Source organism: Amycolatopsis sp. AA4 (assembly GCF_002796545.1).
GTDB lineage: Bacteria > Actinomycetota > Actinomycetes > Mycobacteriales > Pseudonocardiaceae > Amycolatopsis.
In genome coordinates this window covers 8056131-8072352 of sequence record NZ_CP024894.1, presented here as the reverse complement: position 1 = coordinate 8072352, position 16222 = coordinate 8056131, and the positions used below count along the sequence as shown (strand labels likewise).

Here is a 16222-nt window from a genome sequence, read left to right as displayed (position 1 = left end):
CCTGGGCGGGTGGTTGAGCCCGCTGTCGGAACGGGTGGTTGGGTCGGACCTCGCCGGGCCGACATTGGCACCGGAATTCCGGAGCCGTCACCAGCGCTGATGCTAGAAACGGGACTTCGGAGCCGGTGCTCGACGTCCTGGCTGATCGCGTCTGGGCAAGCCTGACCTCGGTCGATCGGGTGCCAGCCGCCCGGGGTCGTGCCGCGGGGCCGGGTTGGTCCAGTCCAGGAGCGCCGTTGGCGACGGCGGCCCGGGAGCCGTGTCCGCGGAACCAGGTGGTCTAGACCGCGGACCAGTCGATCCTGCCGGGAGGCAGTTCGATCCGGTCCAGCTAGCCAGGCCGATGCAGCCTGGTGCCGATCCGGTCCAGCCGACTGAGCTAAGCCGACGCAGCCGGGTGCCGACCCGGTCCAGCCAACGAACCAAGCCGACACAGCTGGGTGCCGACCCGGTCCAGCCCGCCGAGCTAGGCCGACACAGCCGGGTGCCGACAGATCCAGCTCACCGAGCTAGGCCGAGGCAGCCGGGTGCCAGATCCAGCTCAACGAGCCAGGCTGACGCAGCCGGGTTCCGACTCAGTCCAGCTCAACGAGCCACGCCGACGTACACGCCGACGCAATCGACCCGATCCGGCTCGACGGGCCGCGCCGGTGTCGACCCGGTTCAGCCCGCTCAACCAGTCCGGCGCAGCCGATCGATCCGGCCGCGCTGGTCTGGGGACCGTGCCGAGGACCCGCGGGCATCGCCCGAGGGGCCAGTCGGGGGCTCCAGCGCATGAACCTGGACCTAAAGCCCAGCTCAACTGCCCAGCCAAGCAGTCAGTCCGTCCGCGCCGCGCCGGAAGCCCGGCCAGCACCTCAGACCGAGAACCCCACCGAGAACTCAGTCTGAGCACGCCAGCCCACGAACCCAGCCCGTGCACCTAACCCGCGCACCCGGCCCGCGAATTCCGCGAGACCCGGCCCGCGAGCCCAGGCCGCGAATCCAATCCGCGCACCCGGCTCACGAACCCGCGAGACCCGGCCCATGAACCCCGCGAGACCTAGCCCGCGAAGCCGATCCGCGCACCGAGCCCGCGAATCCTGCGAGACCCAGCCCGCGAGCGCAATCCGCGCGCCCAGCTCACGAACCCCACGAGACCCAGCCTGCGAGCCCCGCGAACCCCGCGAGAGTCAGCCTGCGAGCCCCGCGAACCCCGCGAGACCCAGCACGCGATCCCGATCCGCACACCCAGCCCACGAACCCCGTGAGACCCAGCCCGCGAACCCCGATCCGCGGAAACCCGGCCGCGAAACCAGCCAGGAATCCGTGGTTCAGGCGGTGAGCCGTCCCCACGAATAGTCCTGTTTCGCGAGCTTCAGGTACACGAACAGCTCCGTCGAGACCACGCCCGCGATCGGCCGTACCTCGTCGCCTAGTACGGACAGCAGGTGGTCGTCGTCGCGGCAGAGCAGTTCCGCTAGCAGGTCGAAGCGGCCTGAGCAGAGTGCTACCTGGTGCACGTCGGCGACCTTGGCCAGTTGCTGGGCCACTTCGCGGGCGTCTCCGTCCACCGTGATGCCGACCATCGCCCTTCGGGTCAGGTCGACGTGTTCCGGCGAGGTCACGGCGACTATCTGCACCATTTCCTCCCGCAGCAGCCGTTGTACTCGCTGCCGCACCGCGCCCTCCGAAAGACCCACCGCCTTGGCCAGCGCGGTGAACGACGCCCTGCCGTCTTCCTGTAACAGCGTGATGAGCGTCCGGTCCGTCCCGTCTAGCGCTCTCGGAGCACGCGGTTCCTCGATTTTCGTACGGTTTTCGTCACCCATGCCGTCCCTCCCTGTGTTTCGGCATGTGATTTGTCAGACGCGCAGCGTATCGGCAGGAGCCGGAGAGCAGGAGACCCTTTCCCGTTTTCTTCTCCAGATGGCGGACATGTGCGCTCCCGCACGCCCCCGTTCTGGCTCGGGCAAACAGCGGGTACGGTCGCGAACCGCCGATCTCTAGGAGGAATATTCCAATGACCGAAGCCGTCGCCGCACCTGTGGTGCCGGCCAAGGGGCTCCGTTCGAACGCGCTCGGCATGGTGTCTTCGACGGTGATCGGGATGTCCTCGACCGCCCCGGCCTATTCGATCGCCGCGACGCTCGGGTTCATCGTGCTCGCCGGGACCGGGTTCAAGGCGGCCGCGTTCGTGCTGCTGTCGTTCGTGCCGGTGCTGTTCGTCGCCTTTGCCTTCCGGGAACTGAACGCGGCCGAACCCGATTGCGGCACCAACTTCACCTGGGCCACCCGCGCGTTCGGCAGCCGGGTCGGGTGGATGACCGGCTGGGTGGTCCTGGTGGAGCAACTGCTGGTGATGAGCAGTCAGTCCGCGCTGACCGGCCGGTACACGCTGCTGCTGTTTGGTCTAGACGACCTCGCCGGCAACCGCGCGGTGACGACCGCGATCGGAGGCGCGTGGCTGCTCGCGCTCTGCTGGCTTTGCTACCGCGGCATCGAGGTGTCCGCGCGGGCGCAGTGGATCCTCCTCGGCATCGAACTCGCCGTCCTGGTGATCTTTTCCGTCGTAGCGCTCACGCGCGTCTACCGAGGCACTGCGGGCCCGCAAGCGAGCCTGCCGCGGTGGGACTGGCTGTGGCCGAGCGGAGTGAGCGTCGGGACGGCGGTGTCGGCGGTGCTGCTCGCGGTCTTCATCTACTGGGGCTGGGAGAGTTCGCTTTCGGTGAACGAGGAATCGGCCGATCCGCGGCACGCGCCGGGCCGCGCGGCGATCCTGTCCACCGTGCTGCTGGTGCTCAACTACCTGCTGGTGACCGTCGCGGCGCTGGCGTTCGCGGGCGTCGGCGAGCACGGGATCGGGCTGGCCAACGAGGCGAACGCCGAGGACGTGCTCGCCGGGCTGGGCGGCGCGGTGTTCGGGACGTCCGGGTTCGGCAAGGTCATGGGGGTGCTGCTGATCGTGTCGGTGCTGACCAGCGGCGCGGCGACGAGCCAGGCGACGATCATGCCCGCCGCGCGGACGACGTTGTCGATGGCCAGCCACGGCGCGCTGCCCAAGGTGTTCGCCCGCGTGCATCCGAAGTACCAGACGCCGTCGGTGACCACGTGGGCGTTCGGGCTGGTGTCGCTGGCCTTGTACGTGCTGCTGGCGTTGTGGAGCCGGAACGTGCTCGCGGATTCGGTCGACGCGGTCGGGCTTACGATCGCGATCGAGTTCACGATGACGGCACTTGCGTGCGTGTGGGTGTTTCGCCGGACGCTGTTGTCGAGCGTGCGTAACTTCTTGCTTCGCGGCCTACTGCCATTTGTGGGCGGCGTGTTCTTCCTGGCGGTACTGGTGCTTGCGGCGATCGCGTACGCGAAGCCTGACGCTGGAGAGACCACTGTGTTCGGTATTGGCGGCGTTGCGGTGATTGGGGTCGTGGCGATCCTCGTGGGTTTCCCGTTGATGTTCGCCGTGCAACGCGCGTGCCGAGACTTCTTCGCCGGGCGACGTCTGACGCGCGGCGCCGTTGCCCGCGACGGTCAGACCATCGAAAGCTAGCAGCGGCGAAGCAGGTCTTCTTCGGTTTCGCGGCGTACGAGGAGCGTCGCGTGTCCGTCGCGGACGCCGACCAGCGGTGGGCGTCCGACGAGGTTGTAGTTCGACGCCAGCGAGTGGTGGTACGCGCCGGTGCACGGTACGGCCAACAGGTCGCCGACGTGGATGTCGTCGGGCAGACAGACATCCGCCAGTACGTCGCCGGACTCGCAGTGTCGTCCGACCACTGTCATCGGCGTACGCGCGGCCTTCGTGCGACGGCCGACGAGACGCGCGGTGTAGCGCGCGCCGTACAGTGCGGGGCGCGGGTTGTCGCTCATACCGCCGTCGACAGCGACGAAGGTGCGCGCGCCGCGTTTCACTGCGCACACGCGGTAAACGGTGATCCCGGCCGGTCCGACGATCGCGCGGCCGGGCTCGATGGTCAGTCGGGGCAAGGGGAAGTCGCGTGACGAGCATTCGTAGCCCAGCGCGACGCGGAGACGTCGTGCGTACCCGTCGAGGTCGAAGGATGCTTCGCGGTCGGCGTACGGCACCGCGTGGCCGCCGCCGAGATCCAGTTCGCGCAACGTGATTCCGTATTGGTCGCGGATGCGGACGAGTACTTCGACCATCCGCCGCGCGGCTTCCTCGTAACGGTCCACACGGGACACTTGCGAGCCGATGTGGCAGTGCAGTCCGGTCAGTTGCAGGCTTGGCTGCGAAAGTACTGCTGCGACAGCGCGGTCGACGTTGTCGCGTACGTCGGCGCGTAGCGAGAAGCCGAACTTCTGTCCTTCGGTGCCGGTTGTGATCGCAGCGTGCGTGTCGCCGCTGACGCCGGGCGTGACGCGAATGAGGACGCGTTGTGCGCCGTGTGCGAGCGCGCCGAGTTGTTCGACTTCGTCGAGAGAGTCGAGGACGATGCGGCCGACGCCGTACTGCAGCGCGGCTTTCAGATCTTCAGGTGTCTTCGCGTTGCCGTGCAACAGAATGCGCTCCGCGGGAAAACCGACAGCGCGCGCGACGGCGATCTCTCCTGCGGAGCACGTGTCGAGGGACAGTCCTTCTTCGGCGACCCAACGCAACACTGCTCGCGTACAGAGCGCCTTGCTTGCGAAGGCGACGTCGGCTTCCGGCAGCGCACGGCGGTACGCGCGGGCCGTTTCGCGCACCTGTTCCTCGTCGAGGAGGTAGGCGGGCGTACCGAAGCGCGCGGCCAGGTGGCTGACCGGCGCGCCGGCGAAGAGCAACTCGCCGCCTTCGCCGAGCTTCGTGCCTTGCGGCCAGAGTCCCGGCTCTAGGTGGTCGGCGGCCTCGCAGCCGAGACTCGGGAGCAGCTCGCTGAGCGTCACGGTTACCTCCGGTCGATGTCGATCGCGGCGAACACCGCCAGCACACGGCGCCGACCCCGGACCGGAACGTCCCGGAAACGGGCCCCTGACGGTCCGGGCGGTCGTGCTGACGCGTTCTTAACGCGCGAGTAACTTCCGCCACGCCCCGGTTGAGCTGGGCTTTGCTGAGTTTTCGGGCGACTCGCCGTCTTATCGGACATGGTTGAACAGATGACCGACTTCGCGAGCGAGACCGAGCCGTACCGGCACGAGCTGCGGGTGCACTGCTACCGGATGCTGGGCTCGTTCGACGAGGCGGAAGACCTGGTCCAGGAGACGCTGCTGCGCGCGTGGCGCAGCCGTTCGACGTATGCGGGCCGCGCCAGCCTGCGGGCGTGGCTGTACCGGATCGCGACCAACGCGTGTCTCGACCACCTCGAAGCGCATCCGCGCGAGCTGCCGACGCTCGATCTGCCGGTTGCGCACGACTCCGACCTCGCGCCGCGCCCCGATGTCGCCGTGCCGTGGTTGCAGCCTGCGCCCGACAGCGCGCTTCAACCGGACGCTGTCGTCGTCGCGCTCGAGACGGTGGAGTTGGCGTTCCTCGCCGCCATTCAGCATCTTTCGCCGCGACAGCGTGCTGCGTTGGTGCTTCGCGACGTACTCGGCTGGTCTGCGCGCGAAGCGGCTTCAGTGCTCGGTACGACGCCTGCGTCGGTGAACAGCAATGTGTTGCGCGCGCGGGCCGAACTGCAGGAGCACTTGCCTACACGACGTACGGAGTGGGCGTCGGCGTCCGCGAGCGACGAGGAACGCGCTGTCGTTGCGAAGTACGTGAAGGCGCTCGTAGAGCACGACGAAGCGGCCTTCGCTGAGCTGTTGCGCGAAGACGTGCGTTGCAGTCACGCTCCCGGCGCTGGCGGGCACATGGGACCGGAACCGACTTGGTATGCGGGGCGAGCCGCAGTGCTCGAAGCCTGGGCACCGGCGTTGCAAGGGGGCAACGCTGTCGAGTTCCGCGTGGTCGAGACGCGCGCGAACGGTCTGCCCGCCCTCGCGACGTACGCGCGCACAGTCGGAGAGTTCCGGCCTTTCGGTCTGGTGACGCTGCGGCTGGACGGCAGTCGGGTCGCGGAGGTGACCACCTTCGGCCCGGAGGTATTCCCAGCCTTCGACCTGCCGCCAGCGCTCGCCTGACTCGTTACGAAAGCCCCCACGCGGACAGGATTCCGAACAGCTGGTCCCGTTCGGCCGCAGTCAGCAGCCTGCTCGGCGGCCGAACGTCGGGGCGGCACAGGCCGAGCTGCGAGAGCGCGTCCTTGACCACGCTGACGTTATTCGCGTTGCTGTGGGCGGCGCGCATCTCCTCGAACGGGCGGATGCGGTCCCAGATCTCCATTGCTCCGGCGAAGTCGTGGTTGCGCAGGCGGCGGAACAGGTCGAGCGAGATCTGCGGGGCGACGTTCACCAGCCCGGAGGTGAAGCCCGTCGCGCCGACCGCGAAGTACCCAGGGGCGGACAGTTCGGCGAGACCGGCGATCCACACGAAGCGCTCGTACCCTGCGTCGCGCGCGACGGTGCGGAAGCGCACTGGGTCGGGCACCGCGTACTTCACGCCGAGCACGTTCGGTGCGGCGTCGGCGAGCTGTGCCAGGTCTGCCCCCTCGATGGCGGGGTTGCGCACGTACAGCACAACCCCGAGTTCGGGCACTTCGTTCGCGATAGCGCGGTGATAGTCGATCCAACCCGCGCGCGATACGTACGGATGCACGGGCTGGTGGATCATCACCATGTCCGCTCCGGAAGCGCGCGCGTGCTTCGCGGCCTTCACCGCTGTACGCACGTCATGGCCGACGCCTGCGAGGACGCTCGCCTCCCGCGCCGCCTTCGTGGTGAGTTCGAGACACTGTCGCGTTTCTTGCTCTTCGAGCGCGTAGAACTCGCCGGTGTTGCCGTTCGGCGTGACGACCTCGACGCCGCTCAGCACGAGCCGTTCGACGAGCCGCTCGTACGTCTCGGCGTCCACGTCCCCGGCCGCGGTGAAGGGGGTCACCGGGATCGCCACCACGCCGGCGAGCCGCTGTCGCTGTTTCTCGAACGCCACGAGCAGATCCGATCTGATATATGATGTCTCGACAAAGCGAAGAGTAACACGAGGCGAGCCAGGACAATCGTCCTGACCTTTGGGTTCAGCGTCCTGGAAATCCGTCGAAGAGCGGCCCGACCTGGCGAGAACCTGGGTACGGTGGGCAGATGCCCGACGCGTTGTTCGCCCATCCCCGCCTCGCGCCGATCTACGACACGTTCGACGGCGACCGGGTCGACCTGCCCGCGTATCTCCGGATCGCAGACGAGCTGGCGGCTCGCCGGGTGCTGGACGTCGGCTGCGGCACCGGCTGCCTGGCGGTCTTGCTCGCCGAAACCGGACGCACCGTCATCGGGGTCGATCCGGCGGAAGCGTCGCTCGACATCGCGCGGGCAAAGGACCGCCGCGTCGATTGGCGGCACGGAGACGCGACCACCCTGCCCCCGCTGGACGCGGATCTCGCGGTGATGACCGGGAACGTCGCGCAGGTCTTCCTGACCGACGACGACTGGGCGGCGACCCTCCGCGGAATCCGGACGGCGCTGCGGCCCGGCGGGTATCTGGTGTTCGAGACCCGGCGGCCGGATTACCGCGCGTGGGAGACCTGGGACGTGCCGCCGCACACCCGCGAGGTGCCCGGGATCGGGGCGGTGGAGCAACGAGTCGAGGTCACCGAAGTCCGGCTGCCGCTCGTCTCATTCCGCACCACATACCGGTTCCTGGCCGACGGGACCGTTATCGCCTCGGACTCGACCCTCCGATTCCGCAGTCAGGACGAGGTCGAGACGAGCCTGCGCGCGGAGGGCTACCGGGTCCTGGACGTCCGGCAGGCCCCCGACCGGCCGGACCGCGAGTTCGTCTTCCTCGCCCAAGCCGAGTGAACCGGCACGCCCCCGGCGAAGAGGGCGTGCCGAATCCTCAGCGCAGGGCGTCCAACGCGAACGCCGTGTACATGGCGACCCCGGCGGCCATCGCCGGTTCGTGGAACTTCACCCGGTTCGAGTGGTTGTCCTCGGTCGTCGCCGGATCCGCTCCCGGCTCGCGCGCGCCGATGAACGCGAACGTGCCCGGAACCCGTTGCAGCACATACGAGAAGTCCTCCGCGCCCATGATCGGCGTGGTCAGCTCCTCGACGTGGTCCGGCCCCAGCACCTCCGCACCCAGCGACAACACCTCAGCCGCCACCTGCGGGTCGTTGACCGTCGTCGGGTAGCCCGGGTCCACCCCAGCCGACACGCGGCAGCCATGGGCCGCTCCGACCGCCTCGCACACCTTCGGCAGTTCCTCGCGGACGAAGGACCGCGTCGTCTCCGAGAGGGTGCGAATGGTCCCCTCGAGCACCGCCGTCTCGGGGATGATGTTCGTCGTCGTTCCGGCCACGATGCGGGTCACCGAGACCACCGCCGGGTCGAAGACGCTGATCCGGCGCGTGACCATCGTCTGCAGCGCGCCGACCATCGCCGCCGCGGCGGGAACGGGGTCGATGGCGTCGTGCGGGGCGGAACCGTGGCCGCCGCGGCCGGTGACCTCGACGCTGAACGTGTCGGCCGACGCCATCATCGGCCCGCCGCGCACCTGCAGCACGCCGCTTGGACTGTTGGCGATCGTGTGCAGGCCGAAGGCACGCGTGACGCGCGTGCCGGCCGCGTCCAGCACTCCCTCGTGGATCATGTGCCGCGCGCCGTGCAGGCCCTCCTCGCCCGGCTGGAACATGAACACCACCGAACCCGCCAGCTCGTCGACGCGCTCCGACAGCAGCCGGGCGGCCGACGCGAGCATCGCGACGTGCGTGTCGTGTCCGCAGGCGTGCATCGTGCCGTCGATCTCGGACGAGAACTCCAGGCCGGTGTCCTCGGTCAGCGGCAGCGCGTCCATGTCGGCCCGCAGCAGGATGGCCGGGCCTGGCCGGGCACCGCGCAGCACGCCGGTGAGCGACGTCGTGGAGCGGCCGTCGGTCAGTTCGATCGGCAGGTCGGCCAGCGCGGCGCGGATCGCCGCCTGGGTGCGCGGCAGCTGCAAGCCCTGTTCAGGGTGCCGGTGCACGGCGCGGCGGAGCTCGACAGTGCGGTCCTGCAGCTGCCGCGCGGCGTCGAGCAGCCCGGGGTGGCGATTGCCGGGCAGGGTGGGGAGGTCGGTGGGTCCGGTCATGGCTCGATAGTGGCACCTCGCACGCTTCGGGCGCACCGTGCGTGCGTTCGCCAGCGAGGCGGAATACGGTGTGCGCATGGCGGTGCAAGAGCCGGTCACGGGCTTCGCGATAGCTGTGGTCCGTGAAGACGGTCGGTGGCGGTGCAGTGCGCTCGATTCCTCGGCGCTCACAGAACTGGATGCGGCGATCACCGAGCTGGGCAAGCTCCGGTCGACCGGGGCGGCGTTCGGCCTGCTGGCCGTCGACGACGAGTTCTTCGTGATCGTCCGGCCGAGCCCGAGGGGACCGTCGCTGCTGCTGTCTGACGCCGCCGCGGCGCTCGACTACGACATCGCGGCCGACGTCCTCGACGTCCTGCGCGTCGACCCCCCGGACGAGGACGACGACGCGGTCTGGCCCGAGGGCGACCTCGAAATCCTGGCCGACCTCGGCCTGCCCGGCGGCGAACTGGAGGTGATCGTCGGCGAGGTCGACCTCTACCCGGACGAACAGCTCCAGATGATCGCCCAGCGGTGCGGCTTCGAGGCCGAGTTCTCGAAACTGCTGGACCAGCTCTGAGACGGCCGGACGACACCGAGGCCGTGCGGGCCGCGCTCGACGCGGCCCGCGCCCCCGGTGCCGACGTGCCCATCGGCGCGGTCGTCTTCGACCCCGACGGGCGCCCGCTGGCCGCGGCCCGCAACGCGCGCGTCGAACTGGCCGACCCCACGGCGCACGCGGAGATCCTCGCCCTGCGCGCGGCGGCCCGCGAGTTCGGCGACGGCTGGCGGCTGGAGGGCTGCACCCTCGCGGTCACGCTGGAACCCTGCACGATGTGCGCCGGCGCGCTCGTGCTCGCCCGCGTCGCGCGGCTGGTGTTCGGAGCCTGGGAGCCCAAGACGGGCGCGGTGTCGTCGCTGTGGGACGTCGTGCGCGACCGCCGCCTCAACCACCGGCCGGAAGTCCACGGCGGTGTGCTCGAAAGCGACTGCGCGGCCCTGCTCGAGGCGTACTTCGCGGACCGCCGGCTAGGGGCCGAGTAACCCCCGCCGAACCCCGCGGAAGGGGTCCGGTATTGTTCTCGGCGGTGGCGTGTCCGAGCGGCCGAAGGAGCACGACTCGAAATCGTGTGACGGTTAATCCCGTCCGTGGGTTCAAATCCCACCGCCACCGCGTGCGAGTGGGCGAGCCATGCCGACGGAAAGCGTCGGCCTGGCTCGCCCGCCGTGTTTCTGGGGGTGCAACCCCCAGGCCCCGCCCGGAGGGGCTTCGCCCCCCGGACCCCCCGTCGTGGTGCTCGCCTTGGGTGGGCGGGTTCGGCCACCGGAGGGCTTCGCCCCCGGGCCCCTGTCGTGGTGCTCGCTTTGGGTGGGTGGGTGCGGCTAGCGAGTAATGGCCGTCAAGTGGGGTGTTTTCGCAGTAGCGTGGGGAGCATGAGCGGAGAGCTTCCGGCTGTTGGCAAGACTGCGGTGGGGGTCGCCGGGCTGCGGGCGTTGGAGAGCGGGCGGCCGGATCGGCTGTTCGAGGATCCGTACGCGGGGGCGTTTTTCCACGCCGGGCGCGCGATCTTCGAGGGCCGGGAGAATCACCGCGAGCTGGGGATGGTGTTCGCGCAGCAGGTCGCGATCCGCACCCGGTTCTTTGACGACTTCGTCGCTGGTGGCACGCAGACGGTGCTTCTCGCGGCCGGGCTCGACGCGCGGGCGTTCCGGCTCGACTGGCCCGACGGGGCGCGCGTGTTCGAGGTCGACCTGCCGGACGTGCTCGCGTTCAAGGAAACCGTGCTGGCCGAACAAGGGGCGCGCGCCCGGTGTGAGCGGACGGTGGTCCCGGTGGACCTGCGGGACGACTGGGTCACTGCCTTGCGCGACAAGGGATTCGACCCGGGCAAGCCGACGGTGTGGCTTGCCGAGGGGCTGCTGGTCTACCTCAGCCGTGACGAGGCGGAGCGGCTGCTCACGGCCGTCACCGAGGTGTCCGCACCGGGCAGTCGGATTTCGTTCGAGCATCGGCCGGACGGCGATCGCGACGGATTGCTGGAGCGGGCGCGCAAATACGGCGGCGAGGTCACGGCGCTCTGGCGCGGCGGGCTCGCGGGCGACGCTCCGGAGTGGCTCGCCGAGCACGGCTGGCGGCCGGAAACCGTTACGGTGGCGGAACTTTCCGTCCGGTACGGGCGTGAACCGCTGGAGCACACTCGCGGCGGATTCGTGCTCGCGACCCGTTAATTCTCTTCCTGCAACACGGGTGTGCCGAACGCGTCGAGGAAAGTCGTTGCCTCTCCTATGGTTGCGACGCCGCGCTCGACCGCTTCCGCGATGGTCGCGCACGCTTCGCGCACCGCTGGCTCCGCGGATCGGTCACCCGCCAAGAGCGCGACGGCCGCCGGCGACACTCCTTCGGCGATCAGCATGACCCGCGCCGCGGTCTGATCTGCCAGCCGGTCAAGCAAATCCGCCAGATCCAGGCCGACCGACGCGGTGCGGGCAGCGGCTTCGGCAGCCTGCCGGTAATGCGCGTCCAGTTCGTCGGCGCAGCCCCGGAATCGCGCGGCCGGTTCGCCGCCCCACTTGCGTTCCGCGCTGTGCGCCCCGCGTTCGAACTCCAGCCGCGCCATCACCAAAACGTCGCGTCCGCTGGAAAGCGTGCGCGCCGATTCGCGGATCGTCTGCGGGGAACAGTCGATCTGGCGCAGTGCGGCGACCGGGTCCGGTGCGCCGATCGCGGCGGCCGCGGCGCTCAATGAGGCAAGCCCGGCGGCCGCGTTGTCCAGCGCCGGGTGGAGGAACGGCATCAACTCAGCAGCGCCGTCGCGATCGTCGGGCGGTGGTGGTGGCCGCGGGCGGCCATCCGCAGCTGGCCGGCGAGGTCGGACGTCGCGTCGCCGAGAATGCGCGCGTCGACGTCCCGCGCGGCGAGCGCGGCCTCCCACCGGGCGGCGATTTCCCGCGCCGGCGCGGAAATGCCCCACGGCGTCGATTCGAGACGGGCTTCGGCGAACCGGCCCGCCGCTCGGTCCGCGTCGGCAGCCGCTCGATCGAGCGCGTCCGCGGCGGCGTTGAGCCGCTCGCTCATCGAACCTGCCATCGGGACCTCCGCTTCCGGGAGAGCGCGAACCGCGGCCCGCCACCCTCTGAGGAGATCTAACCCCATCGAGGCGGCCCGGGTCACTCGGCCGGGCGTGCGACGATTCCACATCGTGGGGATCCTTGACCAGCCGCTCCGCGCCCCGCCAGAATTGGAGTCATGCCAGAGAACCGGGTAGTGCCGCAAGCCGGCCGTGCCCCGGCGCGGTCGGACGGCGAGGGTGTAGCCGCCCTCCTGAGGCGTCGCGGTCGTCTCGGCTCCCCTCCCGCGTAGGCGATTTCCCGCTCACCAAGCCGAATTCGCCTATTCTTCCGGGAGTACCCCCATGTCTGTAGACCTGCCTGCCCGCCTGCGCTCGTCCGTCACCCCGGACGACGGGATCCTCGAAGGACCGCGCGTGCTGCGCCGCCTTCCGGACGGCGGCGAAGAACGTCCCTACGAGCTTTTCGCCCTGCGCCCGCTCGGAAGGGTGATCGGCGCGGAAATCTCCGGAGTGGACCTCGGCGCGCCGGTTTCGCCGCGGCTGCGGGCCGAGCTGAACCGCGCGCTGCTGGAGTGGAAGGTGCTCTTCTTCCGCGACCAGCACATCACGTCGCAGCAGCAGCGCGCGTTCGCCGCCAACTGGGGCGAGCTGGAGACCAACCCGTTCATCCCGCGGGGCGATTCCGACGAGGTCGTGCGGTTCACCCGCACCGCCGGGATGCCCGGGTACGAAAACATCTGGCACACCGACGTCACCTGGCGGCCGAACCCGGCGCTCGGTTCGGTGCTGCGGCTCGTCGAGGTCCCGCCGATCGGCGGCGACACGATGTGGGCCGACATGGCCGCCGCCTACGACAACCTGCCCGCCGACGTCCGCGAGCGGATCGACGGCCTCACCGCGGTGCACGATTTCGTCCCCGGTTTCGACCGGTTCACCGACCCGGACCTGCTGGCCCAGTGGCAGGACGCGTACCCGCCGGTCGAGCACCCGGTGGTGCGGACCCATCCGGAGACCGGACGGCGGACGTTGTTCGTCAACCAGGCGTTCACCACGCACATCGTCGGCCTCGACCGCGGCGAAAGCGACCGGCTGCTGCGGTATTTGTTCCTGCAGGCGCACACGCCGGAGTTCCAGGTGCGCTTCCGCTGGGAGCCGGATTCGGTGGCGTTCTGGGACAACCGCGCGACCCAGCACTACGCGGTCAACGACTACCACCCGCACGTCCGGATCGCCGAACGCGTCGCGATCGTCGGGGACCGGCCGTACTGATCAGCGGGGTACCCCGGTGAGGACGGTGTCGACGAGTCGTTCGAGATAGACGTCGTCGGCGGAGTTCGCCCGGATCAAGGTGTGGAACCAGAGGTTCCCGCCGAGCAGATCCATGATCATTTCCGCATCCGCGGGATCGGCGAGTTCGCCTCGGTCGTGGGCGCGGTCGAAAACGGCCTGCTCACGGCCGAGGCGGTCGGCGAAAAAGCGTCCGGCGGCCTCGGCGGTGGCGGCCCGGTCCGGCAGCGCGGAGACGACGGCCGTGATGACGCGCCGGTTCGCCGGATCGGTCAGCAGCCGGTGGATCTGCCTCGCCAGTTCGAGGAGATCGCCGCGCAGCGACCCGGTGTCGGGGATCTCGAAGGTCAGCTCCGGGGCCTGGACGAGGGCGTCGGCGAGGACCTCGTCCTTGGTCGCCCACGTGCGGTAGATCGTCGTTTTGTGCACCCCGGCTCGCGCGGCGACCGCTTCGACGGTCAAGGCGTCGTAACCGCGTTCGGCCAGCAGCGCGAGGGTCGCGGAGAAGATGGCGTCCGCCTTGCGCGGACGGGAGGCGGTCCGGTCCATGGCTCGATCCTAACCACGTTTGCAACGGTGCGTTGCATTTGGTAGACCGGTGATATGCAACGCACCGTTGCAAACTGGGCGAAGGGGGAGACATGAGCGACGTGCTGCCGGTGGTTTTCGTGCACGGCATCCGGCTGTCCGGAGCGTGCTGGCAACAGCAGAAACGCCTGGCACGGGGTCGAATCGCGACGCCGGACCTGCCGGGACACGGGACGCGGCGCGGGGAACGGTTCACTCTCGACGGTGCGGTCGACGCGGTCGCCGACGCTATCGACGAGGTCGGCGGCCGCGCGGTTCTGGTCGGGCATTCCCTCGGCGGCTATGTCTCGATCGCGACCGCGGCCCGCCATCCGGAGCGGGTCGTATCCCTGGTGGGAGCTGGCTGTTCGCTCGTGCCCAGTCCGATATTGCGCGGCGGGTTCCGGTTCGCGAGCCGCGGGCTGGCGGCAGCTGCGGACGACGGCGCGTGGCTGCTCCGCCGGGTTCTTCCCGCCGAGGTGGCGGAACCGACGATCGCCGCGGGAATCGCTTCCGAGGTCATCCCCGACGTGCTGGCGGCTGGGATGGATCCGCTCGCCGACCTCGCGCGGTACCCGGGGCGGGTACTGCTGCTGAACGGCCGCCACGACCACTTCCGCCTTGGCGAGCGCCGGTTTTTGGCTGCCTGTCAGGACGGAGCGCTGCAGATCGTGCCGGGAGCTGGCCACTACCTGCCGCTCACCCACGGCGAGATCTGCGCGCGAGCGGCGGCGCTGGTCAGCGGTTAATGCTCACGAGTGGCGAGGCAGGCCGCCTTCCTCCCCCTCCCGCGCTCCCCCGCGCGGTCAAGGCGGCGCCTCGCCACTCGCGAGGCTTCCCCGGGGCAAATCCGTGGAGCCGCGGTCGCGGGAGAAGCGGAAAAAGTCCCGCGCCCGCGGCTGTTTTCCTCCGGCGGTGGCACCCGCGCACTCGACGACGGTCAACCCCCACGTGACCGTGTCGCCTCCCCCGCGAGGTGCTACCCGTGAGCGCCGGGGCGGCCCGAAAGTGGTCTGGGCCACAGTTTCCGTGCTCATCGGTAAGGTACTCCCGCCCGGTACCCGCCGACCCCGGGCTTGAGCTGCATTTAAGGCAGATGCGCCGTCCGGGTGAAGGCGGGACCGGCGGTCTAGCCGCGAAGTCCTTCGACGGTCGCGAAGCCATCACTGACCGTCACGGTCGTGCCGCGCCGCGCGGACAACTCCACGAAGCGCCGCAGTGCTTCGTCGGCGTCGGCTCCCGTCAACGGTACGCATTCGTTGTCTTCGTCGCGGCGGATCGGCACTAATTCGACCCGCATCTGCTCGCCGACGACGCAGCCGGCGAGCAGGCCGTCGCGGTGCCGGTCGCGCATGGCCGGCCAGTCGAAGACGAGGTTTCCCAGGCTGTAGAGGATCGGGCGGCCGCGGTACACCTCGACCGGCTGCACGGTGTGCGGTCCGTGCCCGACGACCAGGTCGGCCCCGGCGTCGACGATCGCGTGCGCGTAGGTCACCTGGTACTCGGCCAGTTCTTCGCCAGGGAGGCCCCAATGCATCGACACCACGACGTGGTCGGCCTCGGCGCGGGCGCGGCGGATGTCGGCGAGCAGCAGCTCCAGGTCGCGGCGGACCGGCGTGGTGTGCACGATCGGCGGGCGGCCGGGGACGTCCAGGACGCGCGGATCCGGTTGGTACGACGTGTAAGCGCCCGCTACGGCGACGCCCGGCGAGTCCTCCGTCGCCTCCTGCCCGACGGGCCAGCACAGCGACGTGTAGGCGAGGAACGCGATCCGGCCGCCGGGCCGTTCGAGGATCGCCGGCGCGTGCGCTTCGGCGAGGTTCGCGCCCGCGCCGCAATGCGCGATTCCGGCGCGGTCCAGGACGGCGAGGCTCGCCATCGCCGCGGCCGGCGGGTAGGTGACGTTGTTGGCCACCGACACGACGTCGATCTCGGCGGCGGTCAGCGCGGCGACCATCTCCGGCGGGGAATGCCGCCAGTTCGGCTTGTGCGGGATGTCCGTGCCGGTCGAGCCGGACAGCGGTCCCTCGAGATTCACGAACCGCACGTCGGCGCCGGTGAGCAGCGAGCTCAGCGGCTGGAACGCCGTTTCCGGGTTCGCGCGGCCCTGCAGGTTGACGTCTCCGCCGAGTACGAGCGTGATCATTGCGTCAACCCGTCCAAAGGAGGAAATCCCTCCAGCTCGTTACGAATCGTTGCCCTTTCGTCTTCCTCTGCTTCGCTTGTTCGGGGGACGATGCCTCGA

At 69.7% G+C, this 16222-nt stretch carries 16 protein-coding genes and 1 tRNA gene; 9 read left to right on the top strand and 8 right to left on the bottom strand.

Features of this window, described 5'->3' with window-relative positions; genetic code table 11:
• Positions 1 to 1313: 1313 nt before the first annotated feature.
• Positions 1314 to 1811, bottom strand: coding sequence for an Lrp/AsnC family transcriptional regulator (locus tag CU254_RS37345; RefSeq protein WP_009084674.1), 498 nt, complete (start codon positions 1809 to 1811; stop codon positions 1314 to 1316).
• Positions 1812 to 2002: 191 nt separating this feature from the next.
• On the opposite strand from CU254_RS37345, the gene CU254_RS37340 reads away from it, so the two are divergent.
• Complete coding sequence (locus CU254_RS37340; protein WP_037716099.1) at positions 2003 to 3529, top strand: APC family permease; 1527 nt, start codon at positions 2003 to 2005, stop codon at positions 3527 to 3529.
• Here the strand turns inward: CU254_RS37340 and lysA are convergent.
• Complete coding sequence (gene lysA, locus CU254_RS37335) at positions 3526 to 4860, bottom strand: diaminopimelate decarboxylase (RefSeq protein WP_009084670.1); 1335 nt, start codon at positions 4858 to 4860, stop codon at positions 3526 to 3528. The two genes, CU254_RS37340 and lysA, sit on opposite strands and share 4 nt — an antisense overlap.
• A gap of 210 nt (positions 4861 to 5070) precedes the next feature.
• Between lysA and CU254_RS37330 the strand changes: the two genes are divergently transcribed.
• Positions 5071 to 6036: an RNA polymerase subunit sigma-70 gene (locus tag CU254_RS37330; protein WP_100267180.1), complete on the top strand. Its 966-nt coding sequence runs from the start codon at positions 5071 to 5073 to the stop codon at positions 6034 to 6036.
• Positions 6037 to 6040: 4 nt separating this feature from the next.
• Here CU254_RS37330 and CU254_RS37325 read toward each other — a convergent pair whose 3' ends face one another.
• The gene (locus tag CU254_RS37325) at positions 6041 to 6943 is read right to left on the bottom strand and encodes a dihydrodipicolinate synthase family protein (RefSeq protein ID WP_037716096.1); all 903 of its coding nucleotides are present in this window, start codon (positions 6941 to 6943) and stop codon (positions 6041 to 6043) included.
• Positions 6944 to 7092: 149 nt separating this feature from the next.
• Here CU254_RS37325 and CU254_RS37320 point away from each other — a divergent pair, with 149 nt between their 5' ends.
• On the top strand, positions 7093 to 7806 hold the full coding sequence (locus CU254_RS37320) for a class I SAM-dependent methyltransferase (protein ID WP_009084665.1): 714 nt from the start codon (positions 7093 to 7095) through the stop codon (positions 7804 to 7806).
• Between the two features lie 37 nt (positions 7807 to 7843).
• Here the strand turns inward: CU254_RS37320 and CU254_RS37315 are convergent, their stop codons facing one another.
• A complete protein-coding gene (locus CU254_RS37315; protein ID WP_037716094.1) occupies positions 7844 to 9073 on the bottom strand; it encodes a M20 family metallopeptidase in 1230 nt (409 codons plus the stop codon).
• Between the two features lie 76 nt (positions 9074 to 9149).
• Between CU254_RS37315 and CU254_RS37310 the strand changes: the two genes are divergently transcribed.
• The 4 genes from CU254_RS37310 to CU254_RS37295 all read left to right on the top strand — a co-directional run bounded on the left by CU254_RS37310 (position 9150) and on the right by CU254_RS37295 (position 11281).
• Complete coding sequence (locus CU254_RS37310) at positions 9150 to 9632, top strand: tRNA adenosine deaminase-associated protein (protein ID WP_037354362.1); 483 nt, start codon at positions 9150 to 9152, stop codon at positions 9630 to 9632.
• 23 nt (positions 9633 to 9655) lie between these two features.
• On the top strand, positions 9656 to 10096 hold the full coding sequence (locus tag CU254_RS37305; protein WP_037716091.1) for a nucleoside deaminase: 441 nt from the start codon (positions 9656 to 9658) through the stop codon (positions 10094 to 10096).
• 43 nt (positions 10097 to 10139) lie between these two features.
• Positions 10140 to 10226: transfer RNA gene (locus tag CU254_RS37300), tRNA-Ser, on the top strand.
• A gap of 260 nt (positions 10227 to 10486) precedes the next feature.
• Positions 10487 to 11281 (top strand): SAM-dependent methyltransferase, encoded by a 795-nt coding sequence (locus CU254_RS37295; protein ID WP_078561024.1) that lies wholly within the window; start codon positions 10487 to 10489, stop codon positions 11279 to 11281.
• On the opposite strand, the gene CU254_RS37290 is transcribed toward CU254_RS37295, so the two are convergent.
• Together CU254_RS37290 and CU254_RS37285 are read right to left on the bottom strand one after the other, a co-directional pair.
• The gene (locus CU254_RS37290; protein ID WP_009084656.1) at positions 11278 to 11847 is read right to left on the bottom strand and encodes a hypothetical protein; all 570 of its coding nucleotides are present in this window, start codon (positions 11845 to 11847) and stop codon (positions 11278 to 11280) included. The genes CU254_RS37295 and CU254_RS37290 overlap by 4 nt on opposite strands.
• A complete protein-coding gene (locus CU254_RS37285; RefSeq protein WP_037716087.1) occupies positions 11847 to 12140 on the bottom strand; it encodes a hypothetical protein in 294 nt (97 codons plus the stop codon). The genes CU254_RS37290 and CU254_RS37285 overlap by 1 nt, the downstream gene beginning before the upstream one ends.
• 325 nt (positions 12141 to 12465) lie before the next feature.
• Between CU254_RS37285 and CU254_RS37280 the strand changes: the two genes are divergently transcribed.
• Positions 12466 to 13392, top strand: a complete 927-nt coding sequence (locus CU254_RS37280; protein WP_009084653.1) for a TauD/TfdA family dioxygenase — start codon at positions 12466 to 12468, stop codon at positions 13390 to 13392.
• Here CU254_RS37280 and CU254_RS37275 read toward each other — a convergent pair whose 3' ends face one another.
• Positions 13393 to 13959 carry a TetR/AcrR family transcriptional regulator gene (locus tag CU254_RS37275; RefSeq protein WP_009084651.1) on the bottom strand — a complete coding sequence of 189 codons (567 nt, stop codon included), beginning with the start codon at positions 13957 to 13959 and terminating at the stop codon, positions 13393 to 13395.
• Positions 13960 to 14051: 92 nt separating this feature from the next.
• Here CU254_RS37275 and CU254_RS37270 point away from each other — a divergent pair, with 92 nt between their 5' ends.
• Positions 14052 to 14726, top strand: a complete 675-nt coding sequence (locus CU254_RS37270; RefSeq protein ID WP_009084649.1) for an alpha/beta fold hydrolase — start codon at positions 14052 to 14054, stop codon at positions 14724 to 14726.
• A 380-nt stretch (positions 14727 to 15106) separates the two neighbouring features.
• Here the strand turns inward: CU254_RS37270 and CU254_RS37265 are convergent, their stop codons facing one another.
• Positions 15107 to 16123 carry a CapA family protein gene (locus CU254_RS37265; protein WP_009084646.1) on the bottom strand — a complete coding sequence of 339 codons (1017 nt, stop codon included), beginning with the start codon at positions 16121 to 16123 and terminating at the stop codon, positions 15107 to 15109.
• Positions 16124 to 16222 lie beyond the last annotated feature (99 nt).